The following is a 20,310-nucleotide window of genomic DNA, read 5'->3' on the forward strand; positions in this document are numbered from 1 at the left end:
ATCCAGTTCTAAATGATTTGGAAATCGGAATCCGAAACGCAAAACGAACGAGGTTCAGCGAGAAGGAACTGGTACGAGGGAAGTGAGGGAACCCAACTCTTTTCGCATGGAAACTTCCCGAGCACGAACGTTTTCCCAGGTTTCTGTGAAATTGGCCCTCGGCCAATGTTCGTTCGTATCGAAGTTGTGCATCATAAGAACGACGTTCGGTTCGCTTTTTCGAATCAAAGCGATTCTATTTTTTTTCGGATGTTTTAGGACTTGAAACTCTTGGATGTCGTTTTTTTGCCAATCGACGTTCGCAAAAAAATAGAGAGGAATTTCCGTACGACCATCGATCAGAATTTCGAGGTAGGCGCCTTGCGCGTATTCCCAATTGTCTTCCGTATAAATCGCGATCTTACACGCGTAAATCCCGGTTTCTAGTTCTCCGAGTTTCGTAACTCCTTCATACGGATTCGGAGACCTTTGGAAAAAAAACCAAAGAAGAAGCAGACATTGCACCGCGTTACCCGCGACCAAAAATACGAAGTACTTTTTGGAAAGGTTCATTTTAAATTCCGCCAATCGTCGTAAAACAAAAGGACTCGATTCGGAAAAAAAAGACACAACTCTTTTGAGAACATCGAAAGTGTTTCTTTCCGAAGAAACCTTCCTTTCAGAAGAACCTATCGGTTCTCCGTAGGGAATCCCGGATCTGGTCTTTTTTTAGAATTTTCAAAACAAAGCTCCGGAAGAAACGATCGGTCTCGGATCTCGAAGAACGAACCGGAGATTTTTTTTCTAACTCAAGGACTTGCGATCGGAACCGCCGACTCTCGGAGCCGCCCCACCCGCACCGGTTTGTCCATACACAGAAACGGCTTGTTTCGGAAGACTGGACTTTCTCCATTCGAACCAGGAACCTTGGTACGTATGCACGTCCAAATATCCCACTTCTCGTAACATCAACGCCAAAAGGGAGGAACGCGCGCCGTTGTAATCGTAGATCACCGTGATCCGTTCGGGCATAAACGGAAAAGAGCGCAATTTTTTATTGAACTGATTTTTTTCGATCAGGTTCCCCTGACCGTCGTAGAGGATTCTCCAATCCCAAAGGAACGCCCCGGGAAGACGACCGCACAAAGAACCCGGTTCCGGCGCGGTCAATCGGGGAAGTTTGCCTTCGTATTCTTCAAGCGTTCTCGTATCGAAAATCTGCAAACGGGTCAGATTTTTTTCGAGGAAAGCCTTGTCCACGACTCCCTCCAACTTCTTCGGTTTATCGCCGGGCCCGAGTTCCATTTCTCGGGAACCTTTTTCCAAGGTCACTCCTTCCACCGGCCAACGATTCCCATACAGAAACGCGTTTTGATAACCGGCCGCGCGGAGCAGATATACCATCCTCGAAGCGAACATTCCCATTCCTTCATCGAAGACGATCACCCGAGGCGATTCGTCTTTTTGAATCAATTTTAAAATTTCTTCCAAAGGTCCGGTCATCTTCTTTTGCGATTCCGGATCCGACGCGAATGCTTTTTTTATAAATGGGAAACTATACGCTCCCTTCACTGTGGATTCCTGATAACCGGACGAAGAACGGCAATCGATTAAAAAATCCTTATCGTTAAATTCAGTTTTGATAAAATTCCAGCTGGACAAACAAACCTTCCGTTACGAATCGAACTCAAGAGTACTCTTAGAATTTAACCATTATTTATAACCTAAGATTTCCGATGTACTTTTTTTTAAAAAACGCGATAAATTTGGGACATAAGTAAAAAATTCTCTTTGTGTTCCGGAGGTTAACATCGGGGGGTTTGAAATCCGATATTCTAAATGATGAAGACCGCATTCAGGAACCTGCTCTGCAGAACCTCAGTACCTTTCCGAAATTTCGGGAAGGTCGCGGCTCTTTGTGTTTTGTTTTCCGTTTTTCTACTTTCTAATCCGGAAGAAATAGGAAGCGACACGAAACCCGATTCTTCCGGATCGGCTCGGGAAGAATTCAAATCCTTCCTCAAGGAGTTTCAAAAACGTCCTTCCCAAACCAGCCTACGATCCTTTCGCGGAAGACATCCCGGTTTCGACGTGTCTCCTTGTTATTTCGAAGAGTCCGGTCGTTTTGAAACGGTTCGTTATCTTTCTTTTTATTGCGACGAACAGACCTGGAAGAATTTCATCCAGCTCGGTTCTTCTTTCGGAAATTCCAAACGAAGATTGGAAACGGTTTCCCTCGGTGAGGCGATGACGATCGGAAAAAAAGTGTTTCTTGAAATCAAACAAGAAGGTTCCGTTTTCGAATCGGGCAAGACGTCCGTTTTCGAGAAAAGGGAAAAAACGAAACAAGAACGGGAGAATCCGATCCGACCGACTCCGGTGAAAGAACCAAAGGATAACTTCGGGTTACGCTATTTTCTTAGCATAGCCAAACATCCTTCCAAACGCGATTTGAACCCGGGCAAGGAGATCTTTTTCGATTCCACGTGCCCGTTGATCTTTTTGAAAAAGGATTCCGATTTTTATTGGGACAAGTCGTTATACTACTCCTTTCAAGCGAGTTGTGTCCCTTCCTCTCCGTATTCGTATATACGGATCAAGGCGGACTTTTTGGGGAAAATCAGATTGGACGACAAAGATACGGATCAGATCCAGGAAGGAGCGCGATATTTGGGAAAATTGAGAATCCATTCCGTGGAAGCGGATAAAATCCTTTGGCGGGACGCTGAAATTTACAATGAATAAGAAAGTAATTTATTATATTCTAATATTAATGTTATCGATTGCGTTTTTCGCGTCCGACGTTGCGGCGCAAAACGGAAACTCCGCCGATCTTAAAGCGCTTCTCGACGGAGTCGTGATCATACGAAACGACACTTTTTCCGAAAAGGAGGAAGGGACCGGTTATCCCGACAAATCCTTCAACCGGGACGCGGGCACCGGTATGATCGTGACCGGAAACCGGATTCTGACCAACGCCCACGTGGTTTCCTCCTCCTCCGGATATCTTAAGGTAAAACATTTCAATTCCAGCAAATTCTACAAGGCGGAAGTTCAATACGTGGGTTTCGACTGCGACCTCGCCATCCTAAAGGTCGAAGACGATGAGTTTTTCAACGGCGTGGAACCGTTGGAGATTTCGGAATTTTCGCCGTCTCTGGGCAGCAACGTTCTCATTTTGGGATATCCGGGCGGTGACGACAATATAACATTAGAAAACGGTAATGTTTCGAGAGTGGAACGGATCCGTTATTCTTATACCGGTTTGGATTACAGAAAGGCCATCCGAGTAATCGCGAACATAGTACCCGGTTATTCGGGAGGACCCGCGATCCAAAACGGAAAGGTCGCCGGTATAACCTTCCAGGTCAGCCAATCGCAGGGTAACGTGGCCTATCTGATTCCGCCGGAAGTGATCAATCATTTTCTCAAAGACGTGGAGGACGGAAGTTACGAAGGATTTCCTTTTCCCGGATTCAGTTTCCAAAACGGATATTCCTCCTCCCTCAAGGATTATCTCAAAATTCCTAACGGTCTAAACGGAATCCTGATCAATACGGTTTATCCGGATTCCTCCTTTTCCGATCTTTTAAAACCGGAGGACTTCGTTTATAAAATCGACGAAGCGTATCTAAACGACGAAGGCGGAGTTTTGGAGCCGGGCGGAGGATTCATAGGAGAGATGATAGAAAACAAATTCATCGGAGATAAGGTGAAGGTTTTCTTTTATAGAAACGGAAAAAACTACAAGGTGGAAGGCGAACTCAAACGTGTTCCGTCTTTGGCTTTATACAGACAATCGGGAACCCCTTCGAGTTTTTTAGCGGCGGGGTTTTTATTTCAGCCGGTCAATCGCGCGTTGGCGGGAGGGGATTCCAAACGATTGGAAAGTTCTCTCCGTTATCATTACAGTTATCACATTCAGGACGAATTGTACCGTTTCACGGAGAGAGACATCATCCTTTCCGGCATTTACCCCGATCCCCTCAACTCCAAGTATTCCTCGTATCGTTATAAGATTGTGGAATCGATCAACGACCGGACTCCTTCCAATCTGGATGACTTCAAATCGTTGTGGAAAAAATTCTACGGAGGAACGATCAGTCTGAAATTCAGGGGCGTGAATCTTCCGATCGTGTTGGACCAGGACACGATCGAAAAGATCAACGTCCGAATCAAAAAACGTTTCGACGCGGAGGCGGACGAATGAGATTGTTTCCGTTCCATATTACGTTTTTCTTAAGATCCTCGTTGATAGGCTGGACTCTGATCCTACTAATCGTACCGGTTTCCCTCCGATCGGAAACGATCCTGGTACATTTCAGAAAGTATTCACATCAGAATCCTTGGCAAAAGGGAAATCACTACGAAAAAAAAGTTCCCGCCGCGATCGCAGATTCCGATTTTCTTTTGGCGTTATTGCCTCCAGGAGAGGTTCCCCTCTTTTCCGAATTCAATCCCTCCGTAAAACCGGGGGGCCGTCTTTACGTATTCAAACACGATCCGGAAACCGGTATGACTTTGTTTTCGCATCGAGGAAAGTTCTCTTCGAAAAACGGATTCGCTCGTTTCGGAAATTCGCGCCAAGCCGGATGTTCCTCCTTTTTTCCGAAACCGGAATGGAACAATCCGGAAAATTCGAACGCGATCCTAAGGATGTCCAAACAGAACCGCGAAGAATCGGGCGAAAGAAAATTCTTATATTCAAAAAATATAATCTGTGGATACAGCGACGGACGATGGAACGTTCCCGCGGAATATCTAGTCTCTTTTCTGAAAACTCCCTCCGAAAATCCGATCGTTCATCCAGGTTTTTCATTTGAAGACGCCCTTACGACTCCGGAAAAAAAATTCTACTTTCCGGACTCTTCCTACGGAGTCGTGGTTTCGGAGGTTTTGCCCGGAGTCGGACCGGTCCATAACTTATTTCCTGGTGACGCGATCTATAGTATAAACGGTCGCGGATTTTCCTCTCCGCCCGACAAACAGGAAGTGTATTCCAGAATTCTTATGTCCGAAGGTCGTTTCGTTTCTCCGGGTGCGAACGTCGTGTTGGGGGTTTTTCGCGCGGGCAAAAGAAGGGAAATTTCTTATTTCCTAAAGCCGTATACGGAGGAGTTTTTCTTCATTCCCTCCAAATCGATAAACAAACCCCCTTCGTATCTGATTAGCGGAGGGCTTTTTTTCACCGAACTTACGGGCGCATACCTCAAAGAATCCGGGGACAAATACCGAGAGAATTCGGACAAAAAACTGCTCTATCTCTACGAATCCTACGATAAAAAAGCGCATCCGGAAAAAAACAGAATCGTATTCGTAAGTCGGGTATTTCCGGATCCCGAAAACCGTGGATTTCACGATTTCCAAGACCAAATTTTAGAAACCGTAAACGACCGACCCGTTCGCTCCCTGATCGATCTCAAAGAAATCCTACAGGAAAGTAAGGAAGATTATACGGTTTTCCGTTTTTCGGGAAATAGAATCGCAGCGTTTTCCAACGATCAATGGAAACGTTTAAATCAAAAGATTCTAACGAGTTACAATCTGGACAAACTGGACAATTTAGAACGTTAATCTCTTGACGGATTCATTCCGGAAATGTAATGTTTGAAACCGGAATTTTCCAATGCGAATCCTATTCTTAGACGACGAAGAAGTAATCCGAGACTTGTTTCGGGAGATCTTCGGTTCCTTCCACGACCTTACCCTGGCCGGAACCGCGGAGGAAGCGCTCGTCGTATGCAAAAACGAAACCTTCGATCTGATCGTTACCGACGTCCGTCTTCCCAAAATGAGCGGGATCGATTTCATTTCGAGACTCAGGGATACGGGAGTCAACACTCCGTTCATCGTAATCACCGGGAACCAGGACATCGACGTGTCGATCCGGGCCCTTCGTTTGGGTGCGGTGGATTTTTTTATCAAACCCTTCCGCATGGACGCGATCCGTCATTCCCTCCAAAAATTCGAGAATTTATTTATTTCCAGCCAGGAACTCATCGGTAAAAACCACTTTCAGCTAACGGAATCCAGACAACAATTCACGATCAAACCGAGTCTGAAGAATTTGAACCAATACGTGAACTTAGTCATGCGTTCCGTGACCGTAATTCCTGGAATCCACACGGACGACATACTCGCGATCAAACTCGCCTTATACGAACTGCTCGGCAACTCCATCGAACACGGATCCGCCGGAATCAGCTACGAGAACAAGTCGAAACTTCTTTCGTCGGATATCAATTACTTCGACCACGTCGATCGTATCTGCGACGCACTCGAAGAATCCGTGATTTTGGAGATAGGTTTCGAAAACGGCGTGGTGAAAGTTTCGTTAAAAGATCACGGCTCCGGATTCGATCCTTCCAAGGTCCCCGATCCGGTCACGGATCCGAACGCGAGTCACCTTTCCGGTCGCGGAATTTTTCTCGTCCGTATGAACGTGGACGAACTGATCTACAACGAAGTGGGGAACGAGGTGCGTTTCAGTAAGACTCTTAAAAAACAACCCGCACTTTCTCAAAAATAAGCTCCCGCGGATAGGTAAAACCGCGCGTATTCCTTTTCTTCAGCGTCCCTTCTCCATTCCTCGAAAAAAACGGGCTCTTGTTTTTGCGGATCCACCTTCGCATAAGATAAGCTCATTAGAATATACGAATATTCTGATTCGTATCCTCCGATTGCAACGGCCTCCCAACCGATCCCGAGCGAAGAAGAGGAGGACAAAAGGATTCCCTGTAAGGTCCAACGGGAATTCCAGGTTTTACGCGCCCCGGCCTGGACCAACCTCATCCCTTTATTTTCGAAATCGGGTCGGGCGGAAGTTCCTTGTTCCGGAGCGAACACGGTCCCCTCCTGCAACAGAAGACTTTGACTCAACAGAAATGACGTTTTGCCGCCGTATCCTCGTAGATCCGTACGGATTCCGGAATAACCGTTCGAATTCCGATCGGTCCTGAGTTCCTCGTCCTTGGAAAAAAACAGTCCTCCTAAAAAATAGGACGCTTCTCTTCTATCCCAAACGATCCGTCCTCCGGCGAATCCCGCCGAGGTGTAACGGGAAGTCTGATAACTCCGAAACGCGTCCGGTCCGTATTCCGGCGTGCCCCGGACCACGATCGCGTCCAAATCGAAACGAAAACCGGAAAAACTTTCGGAGGAAAATTCGAAACCGTAATAGACGTATTTCCCGTAAGGACGAAACGGCTCCGGTCCGCGGAAAAAATCCCCCACAAAAGCCTCCTGTCTCGTTTCAATATAAGTGTAGTAGAATATTCTAAAATTTTTAACTATAGAACCGTCTCCGAATCGGAGCGATCCTCCGAAAATCCTGCGCGGGGATTGTTTTTTATCACGTTCCGTATACAGGGAGGATTCTTCCATCAGGGCCGTTATTCCGGAAAAGGAAAGGCGGAGGGGTTTCCACAAAAAGTAAGTTTCCCCATAGTTGAGAAAACCAGCGAACAAAAATCCGTTCCGATCGAGCCGCTGATAACCCCTACCCGCCTCCAATCCGAGTTTCCAAACCGCGGAATCCCAGCCGCCCAATCCCAAAAGTTCTCCGTCGGCGCCTTTGACGACCGTTTTGATTCCGTTTACGCTTTCTTCGTAGGACAAAAAAGGAGACATTAGAATTTGATAATACAATCGTTCCCTCTTTCGACCGTATCCCACTTCCGGACTGAGGATCGTTTTGGAAAAACTTCTGTCGGCCATTTCCTCCGCGACTCCGCCGTGTTGCGTCAATCCCCGGTAGATCGCGTTCAAATTCGCGTACGGACCCTGCTTTCGGTGCGATGGGGAAACGTCCGTTTCCTTTTTTTCGGCCCCGCCTTCGTGGAAGGACAGAAAACGTCCTCTGCCGGCGAGATCCCGTTTTCCGTCGCTCAACAAAAGTAAATCGTCCTTCCGGTAGGAATCGTAGGATTCCGCAAATATCGGAAAATTAAAATATAATAAAATTAGAATATATAGGAAAAACGGAGCCGGTTTCGAAAAACGGATCCGCCCCGAAAAAACGGCTCCCGAAAAGGAACACGTCTCCGATTTAGAATTCATACGATTTATAATATTCTTTTTTCTGCATATATCCGGATCGCCAACCCGGCTCATTTCCTAAAATAAGCCAGAAAATATCCCGTCAAAATCAACCAGGAAACGATCTGCCCCAGAAAATAGGAGGAAGCGGCGCCGGTGGGTCCGTATTCCGGAATCAGAAGATTGGCGAGCACCAAACCGCAGACGAGCCGGAGAAGGGATAAAAACGCGAGCATTCTCGGTTGTCCCAAGGCGAATAACGCGATTCCCAACGGGGAAAAAACGAGCTGCAACATGTAATTCGGATAAAGAATCTGAAACACTCCGATCGAATCCGCGTATTTTCCGCGGAAAAGCAGATTCAAAATCCATTCCGCGAGAAAAAATCCGGGCGACAAAACGACCGCCATTCCCACCGACAAAAGCACCGACTTCCAAAGGACCTTGGGAAATTCCTGCGATTCCACCAATCGCGACAACTTCGGATATATGAGCGAGTTGATCACGGAAAACAAAATCACAAATCCGCTGAACAGCTGTAAGGCGGTTCCGTACACCGCGGCCGATTCCTGGGAATGATACCACTTCAAAAAAAAGATCTCCATACGGTCCGAGATCATCGCGAAAATCGAAGCCAAAAAAGCATAGCCGTTGAACGAGGTCAACGTGGCCGTCATTTCCTTGACTCCGTTTTTGTCCCCGCTCCAAAACAGTTGTCGTCTCGGAAACACGAAAAAAAATAAAACCAACACGAACAAGGGCGAAGCGGTGAAAATGGCTAGAATGTCCAGATGTCCCAAGGCTCTTTGGGAAATATGATCGGCTCCGTATAACACGAGCAGACGGACCAGATTGGGAAGCGGATTCCAAAACGAAAGGGAGATGTAGTTTCCGAAACAGATGAATATACTTTCGAAAAAGGAATTGAAGGACAAAACGAAACTTCCCAACACGAGAAGCGCGACTACGATCGAACTTTCCCGAAGCAAAACGGCGCCGATCAAACTGATCAACGTCAACGCTCCCAACGCCCCGAGTTTGATAAGAAGCGAAGAGGACAACAAAACCCCGATCTTACGTTTGTCCCCCGTAACCGGAGCTAAAAATTTCACGAGGGCTGCGGGAAGTCCGAACTCGGCGATCGCGAGCAACACGGGAAGAAATCCGGCGTAGTATTGGAAAAGTCCGTTTTCGCTTTTCGTGAGAATGTTTACGGAATATACCATAAACACGAGATTGAGGAGCGAGGAAACGGCCTTCGACACGCTTACGAATATCGAAGACTTGAACATTCCGGATTTACGGAATTGGACCGCAAGGTCCGAAACTTTTTTCAGCTTCCCGGAAAGATTGAACATTTACTCTATGAATGGGTATCGGTTTCTCCTTTCTTCAAAGACAACAGGTAGACGGAAAAAAAACCGATGTAACTGCTAACGATCCCGTATCGGAGATATCTTGCAACCGGATTTTCAGGAAGGAATTTTTGGATCAACCATCCGAGCAAAAAATAAAAAAGAAGAACTCCGACCAACCAAACCGCGATCCGTTTTACGGTTTCGGAAATCGAATCGACGGGTTTCCAATCGAGCGAATAGGATTTGCAAAGAAGAATTCCGATCAAAAATCCGGCGAGAGCGCCGCTCGCGGAAATCGTCTGCTCGAAGGATTTATTTTTTGCGAGCGCGTTTTCGTGGGAATACAATAGAATCGAAGGCAAGGTGAACACTACGATCACCAAAGCGATACTTTTCGTATTCGAACGATTTTGTCCCGGAAACGGACGCGGATGATCCAACTCCGGCAAAAAACGGAACAGAAGTTCGGTGCCCGCCAAGCCGATTCCTCCTAGGATCAAACCCCCGAGCACATCTCCCGCAAAATGAACCCCCGCATACATTCTGGAAAAGGGCATCAAAAGAGGGATCAGAATCGCAAACGTCCGTACCAACCGGGACCGGGAATGCAAAAAGAGCAAACCCCAAACGACCACGGAAGTCTGTACGTGACCGGAGGGAAATCCGTACGCGAACTCCTCCAATCTTCCCGGGCCGTACCAAGGAAGATCCGGCCTAGGACTTTCCAACCAACCTTTGACGAGTCCGTTCGAAATTCCCGAAGTCAAAAGACCGATCGCAAGACGCAATCCCAACTTTCGATCGAATAGAAGATACGTCGCGGAAAGCAGAATCATAAAAAAAAGATTTCCACCGAGTTGGTGTAACACGAAGGTCAACGCTCCCAAAACCGGATCCAAAGAGGAACCGCGAAACGATTCCAAAAGGGAAGTGCCAAACCAAAACGGATCCTGAAACCAATTCAACCGTACGCTCATACTTCGATTTCTCCTAACTTACTTTTGTATCACATTCGTTGAAGATCGGCAAAATCCCACTTGATGGATTCGATTCTGCTGGTACAATGAACCGTACACCCATATTTATTGAACACTCGTTAGAAAAGCGACCTTGCATGGAAAACCGAACAGACTCCGAATTACTCGATAGCCTTTTTCTCATCCCCCGAGAACCCGTAAAACAATTTCTGAAGACCTTACTCAATCTCGTTTACTCCGTAGAAGTGACCGGTCTGGAAAACGTTCCTCAAACCGGAGGAGCGGTGTTGATCTCCAACCACACGGACCACTTGGACGTAATCGTACAAGGAACCGCCGTGGCCAGGAAGGTCATCTATCTCGGAAAATACGAACTCTTTCATCCGCAGGAGACGATCCTCGAGTTTTTGGAGAATCCCGATTCTCCGTTAAACAAGTTCCCCTTAAGTCTGATGAAACAAACCTTGGTCACCGCCCTGAACGCACTCGGCGATCTTCAGGGAAAACAACTCATGCACTGGGGAGGACATCCCATCCTAAGATCGCATAACGTGAAAGACGCGAAATCCGCCGCGGCCTACTACGAGGATCTGGAGAATTATATCGTAGAACTCATCGGAAAAGGGGAATTGATCTCCGTCTATCCGGAAGGAACCAGAACGGAAACCCTGGAACCGGGAGCGTTTAAGGCCCTTTCCGCAAAATTAGCGATCCGAGCGGGAGTCCCCATCATTCCGAGCGGAATCAAAGGCGCCTGGAGAATGACAAAACCCGAAGCATTTTTGACCGGAAAGGCGTTCGGATCCAAGGTGACGTATAACATCGGTAAGCCGATTTATCCGCACGAATTCCCGAAAGAGCCCTTAAAAAAAGCGGCTAAGATGGTGACCGAAGAGTTGGAACGCCGCGTCCGCAAACTGATCGAGGAACCGGAAACCTGACCGTCGAAATACATTAGAATAGAAGAATATTATGGAAACGCAAGTCTACACCCCAAAACACAAGGTCCGTTTTATCACGGCGGCTTCCCTCTTCGACGGACACGACGCATCGATCAACATTATGCGCAGGATTTTACAGTCTTCCGGCGTGGAAGTGATTCACTTGGGGCACAACCGCTCCGTACGGGAAATCGTGGAATGTGCGATTCAGGAAGACGCACAAGGAATCGCGATCACGAGCTACCAAGGCGGTCACGTAGAATATTTCAAATATATGATAGACCTTTTGAGGGAAAAAGGTGCGGCTCATATCAAGGTGTTCGGCGGCGGAGGTGGCACGATACTCCCTTCCGAAATCAGGGAACTGGAATCCTACGGAGTGACTCGGATCTATTCGCCCGACGACGGACGAGAACTCGGATTACAAGGAATGATCAACGATCTCATCCGCAAATCCGACTTCATTCCTCCCCTCACCTTCAACGGAACCTTACATTCCTCCTTAAAGGAAAAAAATCCTCTCGCGATCGCGCAGACGATCACCCTCGTCGAAAACACGTTCGAGCGTCCTGATCTGGAACGAACTTCTTTGACCGAAAAACTCAACTTTCCCAGCGCGTCGAAAATCGTTCCCGTTTTGGGAATCACAGGAACCGGAGGGGCCGGAAAGTCCTCCCTGACCGACGAGTTGGTACGCAGGTTTCTGATCGATTTTTCGGATAAAACCATAGCCATCCTTTCGGTGGATCCTTCCAAACGAAAAACCGGCGGAGCGTTGTTAGGCGATCGTATCCGTATGAATTCCATATCCCACGAACGGGTGTATATGCGCTCTTTCGCGACGAGAGAAGCCAATATTGCGCTTAACAAAAACGTTAAACGAAGTATCGAAGTCTTAAAAAACGCCGGATTCGATCTGATCGTGGTGGAAACCGCGGGTATCGGCCAAAGCGATTCGGAAATCACCGAGGTCGCGGACGTCGCGTTGTACGTAATGACTCCGGAATACGGAGCCGCGACCCAACTCGAAAAGATCGATATGATCGACTACGCGGATCTCATCGCCATCAACAAGTTCGACAAAAGGGGAGCGTTAGACGCCCTTCGGGACGTAAAAAAACAATTCCAAAGATCCAGACAACGGTTCGGCGAAAACGTGGATTCCATGCCCGTGTTCGGAACGATCGCTTCCCAATTCAACGATCCGGGAACCAATCAACTCTACGCGAACGTCATCCGCACCCTTTCCGAAAAAGCGGAACTCGACTGGAATTCCTCCTACGGAAAAGAACAAGGTATGAGCGAAAAAATCTTCATCATACCTCCGGATCGAGTGCGATATCTGGCGGAAATCCGCGAGGAATGCGCGCGTTACGACCGACTTTCCGAACTCGAATCCGAAAAGGCACGCAAACTTTACAGACTCAAAGGCGCGATCGAAATCCTCGAACAATCCGGACAGGAAATAAACATTCTAAAATTAGAATATTCTAAAATTGAAAACTCCTTAGATCCGATAACGAAAAAAATCCTGACGGAATGGGAGGAAAAAATCAGGAATTATCGAAGCGAAAGTTTCACGTATACGGTTCGAGACAAGGAAATCAAGGTTTCCAACACGACCGAATCCTTGAGTCATCTCAAAATCCCCAAGGTATCAGTTCCCAAGTTTCAGGACTGGGGCGAAATCGTTCGCTGGTCGTTTCAGGAAAATTTTCCCGGGGAGTTTCCGTTCACTGCGGGTGTGTTCGCTTTCAAACGCACCGGAGAGGATCCGACGCGTATGTTTGCGGGAGAAGGAGGACCCGAGCGAACCAATACTAGATTTCACTACGTGAGTTTGGGAATGCCCGCACAACGTCTTTCAACCGCTTTCGATTCGGTCACACTTTACGGGGAAGATCCCGGGGAAAGACCGGACATCTACGGCAAAATAGGAAACTCTGGCGTGAGCATAGCCACGTTAGACGACGCGAAAAAATTGTATTCGGGATTCGATCTCTGTAATCCGACCACTTCCGTTTCGATGACGATCAACGGCCCCGCGCCGATGGTGCTCGCGTTTTTTATGAACGCAGCGATCGATCAAGCCTGTGAAAAATACATCCGCGCGCAAGGAATCCAGGATACGATAAGACAAAAGATCGAAACCTTATATCGGGAAAAAAATCTACCGGTTCCAAAATACGGAGCGCCGATACCGCAAGGCAACGACGGCCTAGGATTGATGCTCCTCGGAACCACCGGGGATCAGGTTTTGGAAAGGGAAGTTTACGAAAACATAAAGTCCGAAACCTTAAAGAGCGTCCGAGGCACCGTGCAGGCCGACATCCTCAAAGAGGATCAGGCGCAGAACACTTGTATTTTTTCCACGGAATTCGCGCTTAAGATGATGGGCGATATACAGGAATTTTTCATCGCAAAACAGGTGCGTAACTTCTATTCGGTTTCCATCTCGGGATATCATATCGCGGAAGCCGGCGCGAATCCGATCACACAGGTCGCCTTCACTCTCTCGAACGGGCTCACTTACGTGGAGTATTTTCTAAGCAGGGGAATGAAAATCGACGACTTCGCCCCCAACTTATCCTTCTTCTTTTCGAACGGAATCGACCCGGAATACGCGGTCATCGGACGTGTGGCGAGAAGAATCTGGGCCAAGGCGATGCGGTTTACATACCGTGCGAACGACCGTTCCGCGATGCTCAAGTATCACATCCAAACCTCCGGAAGATCCCTACACGCCCAAGAGATCGCGTTCAACGATATACGAACCACCTTACAAGCGTTATACGCAATTTACGACAACTGCAATTCCCTACATACGAACGCATACGACGAAGCGATCACGACTCCGACGGAAGAATCGGTCCGTCGTGCGATGGCGATTCAGCTCATCATCAACCGCGAGTTCGGACTCGCCAAAAACGAAAATCCGAGCCAGGGCTCCTTCATCATAGAGGAATTGAGTGACTTGGTGGAACAGGCGATCCTCGAGGAATTTCACAGGATTTCGGAACGTGGGGGAGTTTTAGGCGCGATGGAAATGATGTATCAGAGGAATAAAATCCAGGAAGAATCGTTATATTACGAATCCTTAAAACACAGCGGCGAGTTCCCGGTCATAGGGGTAAACACCTTTCTGAGTAAGGAAGGTTCTCCCACGATCGTTCCGGAAGAAGTGATCCGGTCCACGGACGAGGAAAAACGGAATCAGATCGGTGCGCTCCGGGAATTTCAAAAACGAAACGAAACGAAAATCGGAACAAGTCTGGAAAAACTGAAAACCGTCTCTTTAAAAAACGGGAACATCTTTCAGGAGTTGATGGAATCCGCCAAAGTAGCTTCGCTCGGACAAATGACCCACGCTCTTTACGAAGTGGGCGGACAGTACCGAAGAAGTATGTGACCGACTTTCTCCCATCCGCTTCCGAAAGCGGACTCGCCCGATCGTAAACGGTGGCCTTAGAAGGCCTTCGTTTTTTTTCGGCATCATCAAACTCCGATTTAAAAAAGCAACGAAGACAGAAAACGAGAACCATGAAACGAAAACGATGGACGATCCTCCTTCCCATTACGATCTTTTATATTTCATTTTCCTTATATTCGGAAATTGACAATCGACAACTGGAAACCCTCATCCTAAAACGGAACGAGATTTTTGCGCGAAAGGGATATAAGTTCCAAAACGGAATTTTATCCTCTCATTTCCGCCGATTCGAATGGTACACTCCCAAAGAAAAGGACGTTTCCCTTTCGCGGGAGGACAAAACACGGGCGGAGGAGCTGTTAAAATCCGAAAAGGAACTCCTTTCCCGTTACGCCGATTTTTTAACCGGCGAAATACTCTGGAACGAAACGGAAGGTGAATATTTCGGTTCGGCGGAAAAAACGGAGATTCCCCGGGAACACCGTCGCAACCCGTCCGCTCTTACGAAAACGGTCCCGTATCCGAGCGAGGATTTTTTCATCGCTTCGATACGGCCCTCCGGGACCGGAAACGATCCGAAATTGTTCGATTCCATCCGGGCCGCGAAAAACGGAGAAGCGGATTCCGTTCGCTATTTTATCAGAACCTATTCCCGGGACGGTCGTTATATTCGCCTTTGGCAGTGTTATGCGGACTCCATACAACAAGAGTTATGCGACACGAAATTCGTTTTGGAAAAGGATACACTTTTAGCGGTCTCCCATTCGGTAGCACAAACGAGTTATATTCAGGAATGGATTTACGTATATCTCGACGGGAAATTATTTTCGGGGAAATTCCGGATGAAAAGCGCGGGCAAAATCGAACGAAATCTGGACTATCACTACGAATGATCCTTCCTTTCCTCCGACTCGGTTTTCCTTGTATTCTCGAACGTGGAAACGCCTACGGACCTCGAAACTTTTTCGGATCTTCGGGAAACGAAACCTCCGCTTACCGGTTCTTACTACTTTTGAATGAGATCCGCGACTTACACGAAGTTTCCTAATAAAATTTCCGCGCTTTTCCTTTTCCTCCTTTTTCAAGGATGCGGATTACTCGATCCGTTTTATACGGTCGTAGACGAAACCGATTCGGACAAGGTGACAAGGGAAGAAGCCAAAGACAGTTTTTACTCCGCGGTCGTACTCAAAGCCGCCATCTGCGGAGAAGAAAGTCAACGTTGGATTCTAAAGAAAACGCTGGCCACTTTTTCCGAAGACTTATGCGAAGAAGATAAGGATTTGGACGTATATTCCGAATCCGACGGTCTACTCCGAAGTTGTTCGAATCGTTTTACGCACGTTCGAAAAAGTAACGTCAACGTCTGCGTCTCGGAAGTATTGTATTCCCCTTGCGAAAGCCCGACCCAGGATAATTACGGGATAGGATACGGTTATATAAATTGTTCGAGTATGTTGAACGCACGTCCTTACATTTCGGGTATGTAATCGGCTATTCGCAGTTCGTCCTCGACTTTTGAATGCGGCTTTCCCGAATTCGTCTAACGTTACTTTTATGCTCTTAAAATGAAAATCGTAAGGACGAGCTCCACAACCTAAAAGTCACATTGGTACATTCTAATATTAGAATATTATATCGTTCCGTAGTCCGTCTACCCGGTCATCGTTCCCTTTCCGCCAATCGTGAAAGACAATCCTCGAAATCGCCTTCCACTAAAACTCCTCCCGAAGTGGAGATCGAAAATTCGAGCATAAGATTGAGCGAATTTCCGAAGTCCTCGTTCAAAAGATAACCGTCTTCGTCGATCGGATAACCGGAGTTATGCGGAAAAACCGGAATTTTCTCCGTCACGATTCGAGGTAAAGAAACGAGGGAACGAGCAAACCCGTAGATCCGTTTTCCGAGAGAATACGCGTAACCGATCTCAAAAGCGGTTCCGTCGTCCACGCAGGCGCCTCGGAACGGATTGCAGTTTGCGATCACAAGATCGCATGTTCGGATGAGTTCTACGTTTCCGAAAAATATCCTCCGTGCCAAATCGAGATCCCGCCGTTTTATTTCCCCGATCTCGGAATCGAACGGGGAAAGTCCGGCAAACCCTCGGTGTGCACAAGAGTATTTTCTATCCCGCAGAACTTCCGCGGCGTTCGGTAAAAAAACCTCGGGACCGGCGAGATAGATCTTCTTCAAAGCAGGTTGGTGATGGCTCCGTTGGTGGCCGATTGAACGAGTTTCGCGTATTTCGCAAGAACGCCGCTTTTGTATCGAGGTTCGATCGGCTTCCAAGACTTAAGACGTTTGTCGATTTCTTCCTGGGAGATTTCGATCTGCAAAAGATTTTTCGTGGAATCGATCGTAACCATATCGCCGTTTCGAACGATCGCGATCGGACCACCTTCGAACGCCTCCGGAGAAATATGGCCTACGACAAGACCGTGTGTTCCTCCGCTGAAACGTCCGTCCGTCATCAACCCTACGTCCTCTCCGAGACCTTTACCGACTAACGCCGATGTTACGGCTAACATCTCGCGCATACCGGGACCTCCCTTCGGACCTTCGTAACGGATGATGATCACGTCTCCTGCCTGGATCTTGTCGGACATGATCGCGTTGAAACAATCGTCCTCCGATTCGAACACCTTAGCCGGACCTGTAATGGAAATTTTTTTCAAACCGGAAATTTTGGCGACCGCACCGTCGGGTGCGAGGTTTCCCTTCAGGATAACGAGCGGTCCGGAAGGATGAAGCGCTTCGGAACGTTTTTTAACGATGACCTGGTTTTCCACGAGGTCCGGCATATCCTTTAGATTTTCGGCGATCGTTTTACCGGTAACCGTGAGACAATCTCCGTGTAACATTCCTTCTTTCAGGAGATATTTCATCACTCCGTGAACGCCTCCCACCTTGTCGAGATCGGTCATGGAGAATTTACCACCGGGTTTTAGATCGGCGAGGTGCGGAGTTTTTTTGCTGATGCGGTCGAAGTCTTCGAGAGTCAAATCCACTCCGATTTCTTTGGCGATCGCGATGAGGTGAAGGACGGCATTCGTGGAGCCGCCTAACACGAGCACGACGGTAATCGCGTTTTCGAACGCCTTTTTGGTGAGAATCTGTTTGGGAGTGATGTTCTTTTTGATGAGTTCGAGCAACGCCAGACCGGCCTCGTAACAATCGTTCGCCTTTCGGGAACTCACTGCGGGCATGGAAGCCGAACCCGGCAGACTCATTCCTAGGGCTTCGATCGCGGAAGACATAGTATTCGCGGTGTACATTCCTCCGCAACTTCCCGCGCCGGGAATCGCGTTTTGTTCGATACGGATGAATTCTTCGCGGGAAATTTTTCCCGCGTTCATCTGTCCTACGGCTTCGAAAACCGAAACGATGTCCACGTCGTGACCGTCGCAGTTGCCGGGAAGGATGGTTCCTCCGTAGACGAAAATGGAAGGAACGTCGATTCTACAAAGAGCCATCAAACAACCGGGCATGTTTTTGTCGCAACCGCCGATCGCGATCACGCCGTCGTGTCTCATCGCGTTGGAAACGATTTCGATCGAATCGGCGATCACTTCGCGGGAAGGAAGAGAGAAATGCATACCTTCGTGCCCCATCATGATCCCGTCGGAAACGGTGATCGTTCCGTAAATCTGAGGAACTCCTCCGGCGGCGCGAACTCCTTCTTTGACTCTTTCGGCGAGTTTATTGATATGAATATTGCAGGGAGTGATTTCGCTCCAAGTGGAAGCGATGCCGATCATCGGTTTGTGAAAGTCTTCGTCCGTAAATCCCACCGCGCGGAGCATCGCACGGTTGGGAGCGCGGTTGTCTCCGTCCGTGGTCATAGAACTTCTTTTTTTCAGTGTATCGCTCATCTTAGATTCCTACTCTTGCCTTCCCGAATCCTGATTCCGAAACGGGTTTGATTACGTACAGTTTTGCGAACTTGGTTTCGAGTCAAATGGAAAAGCTCCGAGTACATGGAAGACCCTGGAAATACGGAAATTAGAAAAAGGAAATACGAAACCGAAACGAATTCGAAAATGACCTTCGAATCGAATCGAGAAAAAGGTGTTTCACGATTCGAACACGGCTTGCGGTCGTTTCAAAATCCACGATCGACTTCGCCCCAAGGAGAATGAAATCGATGCGGAAATACACCGTCTACGGAACGACCCTTTCCGGAAATTGCCACAAAGTAAAAACCCTCCTCGAACTTCTCGGTTGGTCGTATCTTTGGATCGAAGTCGATACGAGAAAGGGAGAAACGAAAACGGAGGAATTTCTAAAGTTGAACCCCAACGGAAAAATTCCCGTTTTAGAATTGGAGGACAAAACGAGAATTCCGGAATCCAACGCGATCCTCTATTATCTCGCGAGGGACACGGATTTTTTTTCCCGAGATCTTTTGGAACAAACACGGATTTTGGAATGGATGTTCTTTGAACAATACAGCCACGAGCCGTATATCGCAGTCAATCGATGGTTGTTGAAATACGCCAAAACCGAAAACGAAACTTCCCCTTTGATTTCCGCCAACCGCGAAAAAGGAAACAAGGCATTGTCCGTCATGGAAACCCATCTTCGAAATCGGAGTTATTTCGTGGGAGAACGATTGACGATCGCCGATATTTGTCTCTACGCGTACACTCACGTCGCCGAAGAAGGTGGGTTTTCGTTCGACGATTTTCCGAACGTCCGAAAGTGGCTGCGAAACGTGGCCGCTTATCCGAAACTGATCTCCATTCGAGAGTAAAAACCCCGCTCTTCCGGAATCCGTTTTCATCTAAAACATTAGGAAAATAGAATATGCCTACGATCATGACTCACACTGCCGTTCCGATCTCTTTTTGGATCGCGATCGGAAACAAACTCGTCCCGTTTCGATTGTTATTGACGGGAATCGTATTTTCAATCCTACCCGACGCGGACGTGGTCGCGTTTAAATTAGGAATTCCTTATGAAAGCGACTGGGGACATCGCGGGTTCAGCCATTCGATCCTCTTCGCGTTTTCCCTTTCGGTTTTGGCCTGCGTATTGTCGGCGAGGTTCAGAACGAGAATCGAGATCGTACTTTTATACCTGTTTCTTTCGATCGTATCCCACGGAGTTTTGGACGCGATGACGACCGGAGGACTCGGGGTCGGATTTTTGATACCGTATTCTTCCGAACGTTTTTTTTTCGAACTTAGACCCATTCGTGTTTCTCCGATCGGGATCAAAAACTTTTTAACCGAACGCGGCGTTATCGTACTGAAATCGGAATGGGTGAACGTCTGGATTCCGTTGTTGTCCGTATCGGTTTCGATCTTTTTTCTGCGAACCTTGGCGCGTCGGATAAGACTCGCTCGCGCGGACGAAAACAAAAACGGAACCGTCGGATCGACTACTCGGACGCGGAAATAAACGGTCTTAGTTTTTCGGGCGTGCCTCTGCGAACTCCTTCGAAGTTTACGAATCGCATTTCGGAAACAAAAAAAACGAGAAGGGCGCAGAGTCGCGCTCTTCGCTCCAATCTGCAGCGCACCATTTTAATTTTTTTGAATATTCAAATGTTATCATTTTCTATCGATCTTTCGGAGAAAATAGGA

General features: G+C 47.7%; 17 protein-coding genes. 10 read left to right on the forward strand and 7 right to left on the reverse strand.

The window, feature by feature from the left end:
• Positions 1 to 54 precede the first annotated feature (54 nt).
• A complete protein-coding gene (locus EHQ17_RS10525) occupies positions 55 to 552 on the reverse strand; it encodes a hypothetical protein (protein ID WP_167881096.1) in 498 nt (165 codons plus the stop codon).
• 231 nt (positions 553 to 783) lie between these two features.
• Complete coding sequence (locus EHQ17_RS10530) at positions 784 to 1,641, reverse strand: sulfurtransferase (RefSeq protein ID WP_135594404.1); 858 nt, start codon at positions 1,639 to 1,641, stop codon at positions 784 to 786.
• 177 nt (positions 1,642 to 1,818) lie between these two features.
• Between EHQ17_RS10530 and EHQ17_RS10535 the strand changes: the two genes are divergently transcribed.
• Genes EHQ17_RS10535 through EHQ17_RS10550 form a run of 4 tightly spaced genes read left to right on the forward strand, consistent with a single transcriptional unit; the run spans position 1,819 to position 6,508 of the window.
• Entirely contained in the window at positions 1,819 to 2,724 is a 906-nt protein-coding gene (locus EHQ17_RS10535; protein WP_246057528.1) for an LIC11113 family protein, read from the forward strand.
• Positions 2,717 to 4,189, forward strand: a complete 1,473-nt coding sequence (locus EHQ17_RS10540) for a S1C family serine protease (RefSeq protein ID WP_135594402.1) — start codon at positions 2,717 to 2,719, stop codon at positions 4,187 to 4,189. The genes EHQ17_RS10535 and EHQ17_RS10540 overlap by 8 nt, the downstream gene beginning before the upstream one ends.
• Positions 4,186 to 5,553: a PDZ domain-containing protein gene (locus EHQ17_RS10545; protein ID WP_135594400.1), complete on the forward strand. Its 1,368-nt coding sequence runs from the start codon at positions 4,186 to 4,188 to the stop codon at positions 5,551 to 5,553. Before EHQ17_RS10540 ends, EHQ17_RS10545 begins: the two co-directional genes overlap by 4 nt.
• A 52-nt stretch (positions 5,554 to 5,605) precedes the next feature.
• Complete coding sequence (locus tag EHQ17_RS10550) at positions 5,606 to 6,508, forward strand: ATP-binding response regulator (protein ID WP_135594398.1); 903 nt, start codon at positions 5,606 to 5,608, stop codon at positions 6,506 to 6,508.
• On the opposite strand, the gene EHQ17_RS10555 is transcribed toward EHQ17_RS10550, so the two are convergent.
• The 3 genes from EHQ17_RS10555 to EHQ17_RS10565 are packed head-to-tail and all read right to left on the reverse strand — an operon-like array spanning position 6,499 to position 10,351.
• Complete coding sequence (locus EHQ17_RS10555; RefSeq protein WP_135594396.1) at positions 6,499 to 8,037, reverse strand: hypothetical protein; 1,539 nt, start codon at positions 8,035 to 8,037, stop codon at positions 6,499 to 6,501. The genes EHQ17_RS10550 and EHQ17_RS10555 overlap by 10 nt on opposite strands.
• A 50-nt stretch (positions 8,038 to 8,087) precedes the next feature.
• The gene (locus EHQ17_RS10560) at positions 8,088 to 9,374 is read right to left on the reverse strand and encodes an oligosaccharide flippase family protein (protein ID WP_135594394.1); all 1,287 of its coding nucleotides are present in this window, start codon (positions 9,372 to 9,374) and stop codon (positions 8,088 to 8,090) included.
• Between the two features lie 5 nt (positions 9,375 to 9,379).
• Positions 9,380 to 10,351 carry a phosphatase PAP2 family protein gene (locus EHQ17_RS10565; protein WP_135594392.1) on the reverse strand — a complete coding sequence of 324 codons (972 nt, stop codon included), beginning with the start codon at positions 10,349 to 10,351 and terminating at the stop codon, positions 9,380 to 9,382.
• A 137-nt stretch (positions 10,352 to 10,488) separates the two neighbouring features.
• On the opposite strand from EHQ17_RS10565, the gene EHQ17_RS10570 reads away from it, so the two are divergent.
• The 4 genes from EHQ17_RS10570 (at position 10,489) to EHQ17_RS10585 (ending at position 16,212) form a co-directional block, all read left to right on the forward strand.
• A complete protein-coding gene (locus EHQ17_RS10570) occupies positions 10,489 to 11,292 on the forward strand; it encodes a lysophospholipid acyltransferase family protein (RefSeq protein ID WP_135594390.1) in 804 nt (267 codons plus the stop codon).
• 31 nt (positions 11,293 to 11,323) lie between these two features.
• Positions 11,324 to 14,701: a methylmalonyl-CoA mutase family protein gene (locus EHQ17_RS10575; RefSeq protein ID WP_135594388.1), complete on the forward strand. Its 3,378-nt coding sequence runs from the start codon at positions 11,324 to 11,326 to the stop codon at positions 14,699 to 14,701.
• A gap of 131 nt (positions 14,702 to 14,832) precedes the next feature.
• Positions 14,833 to 15,615 carry a YARHG domain-containing protein gene (locus EHQ17_RS10580; protein ID WP_135594386.1) on the forward strand — a complete coding sequence of 261 codons (783 nt, stop codon included), beginning with the start codon at positions 14,833 to 14,835 and terminating at the stop codon, positions 15,613 to 15,615.
• 123 nt (positions 15,616 to 15,738) lie between these two features.
• Positions 15,739 to 16,212 (forward strand): hypothetical protein, encoded by a 474-nt coding sequence (locus tag EHQ17_RS10585; protein ID WP_135594384.1) that lies wholly within the window; start codon positions 15,739 to 15,741, stop codon positions 16,210 to 16,212.
• A 172-nt stretch (positions 16,213 to 16,384) separates the two neighbouring features.
• On the opposite strand, the gene EHQ17_RS10590 is transcribed toward EHQ17_RS10585, so the two are convergent.
• A complete protein-coding gene (locus EHQ17_RS10590) occupies positions 16,385 to 16,915 on the reverse strand; it encodes a nucleoside 2-deoxyribosyltransferase (protein ID WP_135594381.1) in 531 nt (176 codons plus the stop codon).
• Positions 16,912 to 18,594 (reverse strand): dihydroxy-acid dehydratase, encoded by a 1,683-nt coding sequence (gene ilvD, locus EHQ17_RS10595; RefSeq protein ID WP_135594379.1) that lies wholly within the window; start codon positions 18,592 to 18,594, stop codon positions 16,912 to 16,914. Before ilvD ends, EHQ17_RS10590 begins: the two co-directional genes overlap by 4 nt.
• Positions 18,595 to 18,857: 263 nt before the next feature.
• On the opposite strand from ilvD, the gene EHQ17_RS10600 reads away from it, so the two are divergent.
• Positions 18,858 to 19,475: a glutathione S-transferase family protein gene (locus tag EHQ17_RS10600; RefSeq protein WP_246057530.1), complete on the forward strand. Its 618-nt coding sequence runs from the start codon at positions 18,858 to 18,860 to the stop codon at positions 19,473 to 19,475.
• 53 nt (positions 19,476 to 19,528) lie between these two features.
• Entirely contained in the window at positions 19,529 to 20,125 is a 597-nt protein-coding gene (locus EHQ17_RS10605) for a metal-dependent hydrolase (protein ID WP_210412857.1), read from the forward strand.
• The last annotated feature ends 185 nt before the right edge of the window (positions 20,126 to 20,310 follow it).

Origin of the sequence: Leptospira gomenensis (assembly GCF_004770155.1) — a bacterium.
GTDB lineage: Bacteria > Spirochaetota > Leptospiria > Leptospirales > Leptospiraceae > Leptospira > Leptospira gomenensis.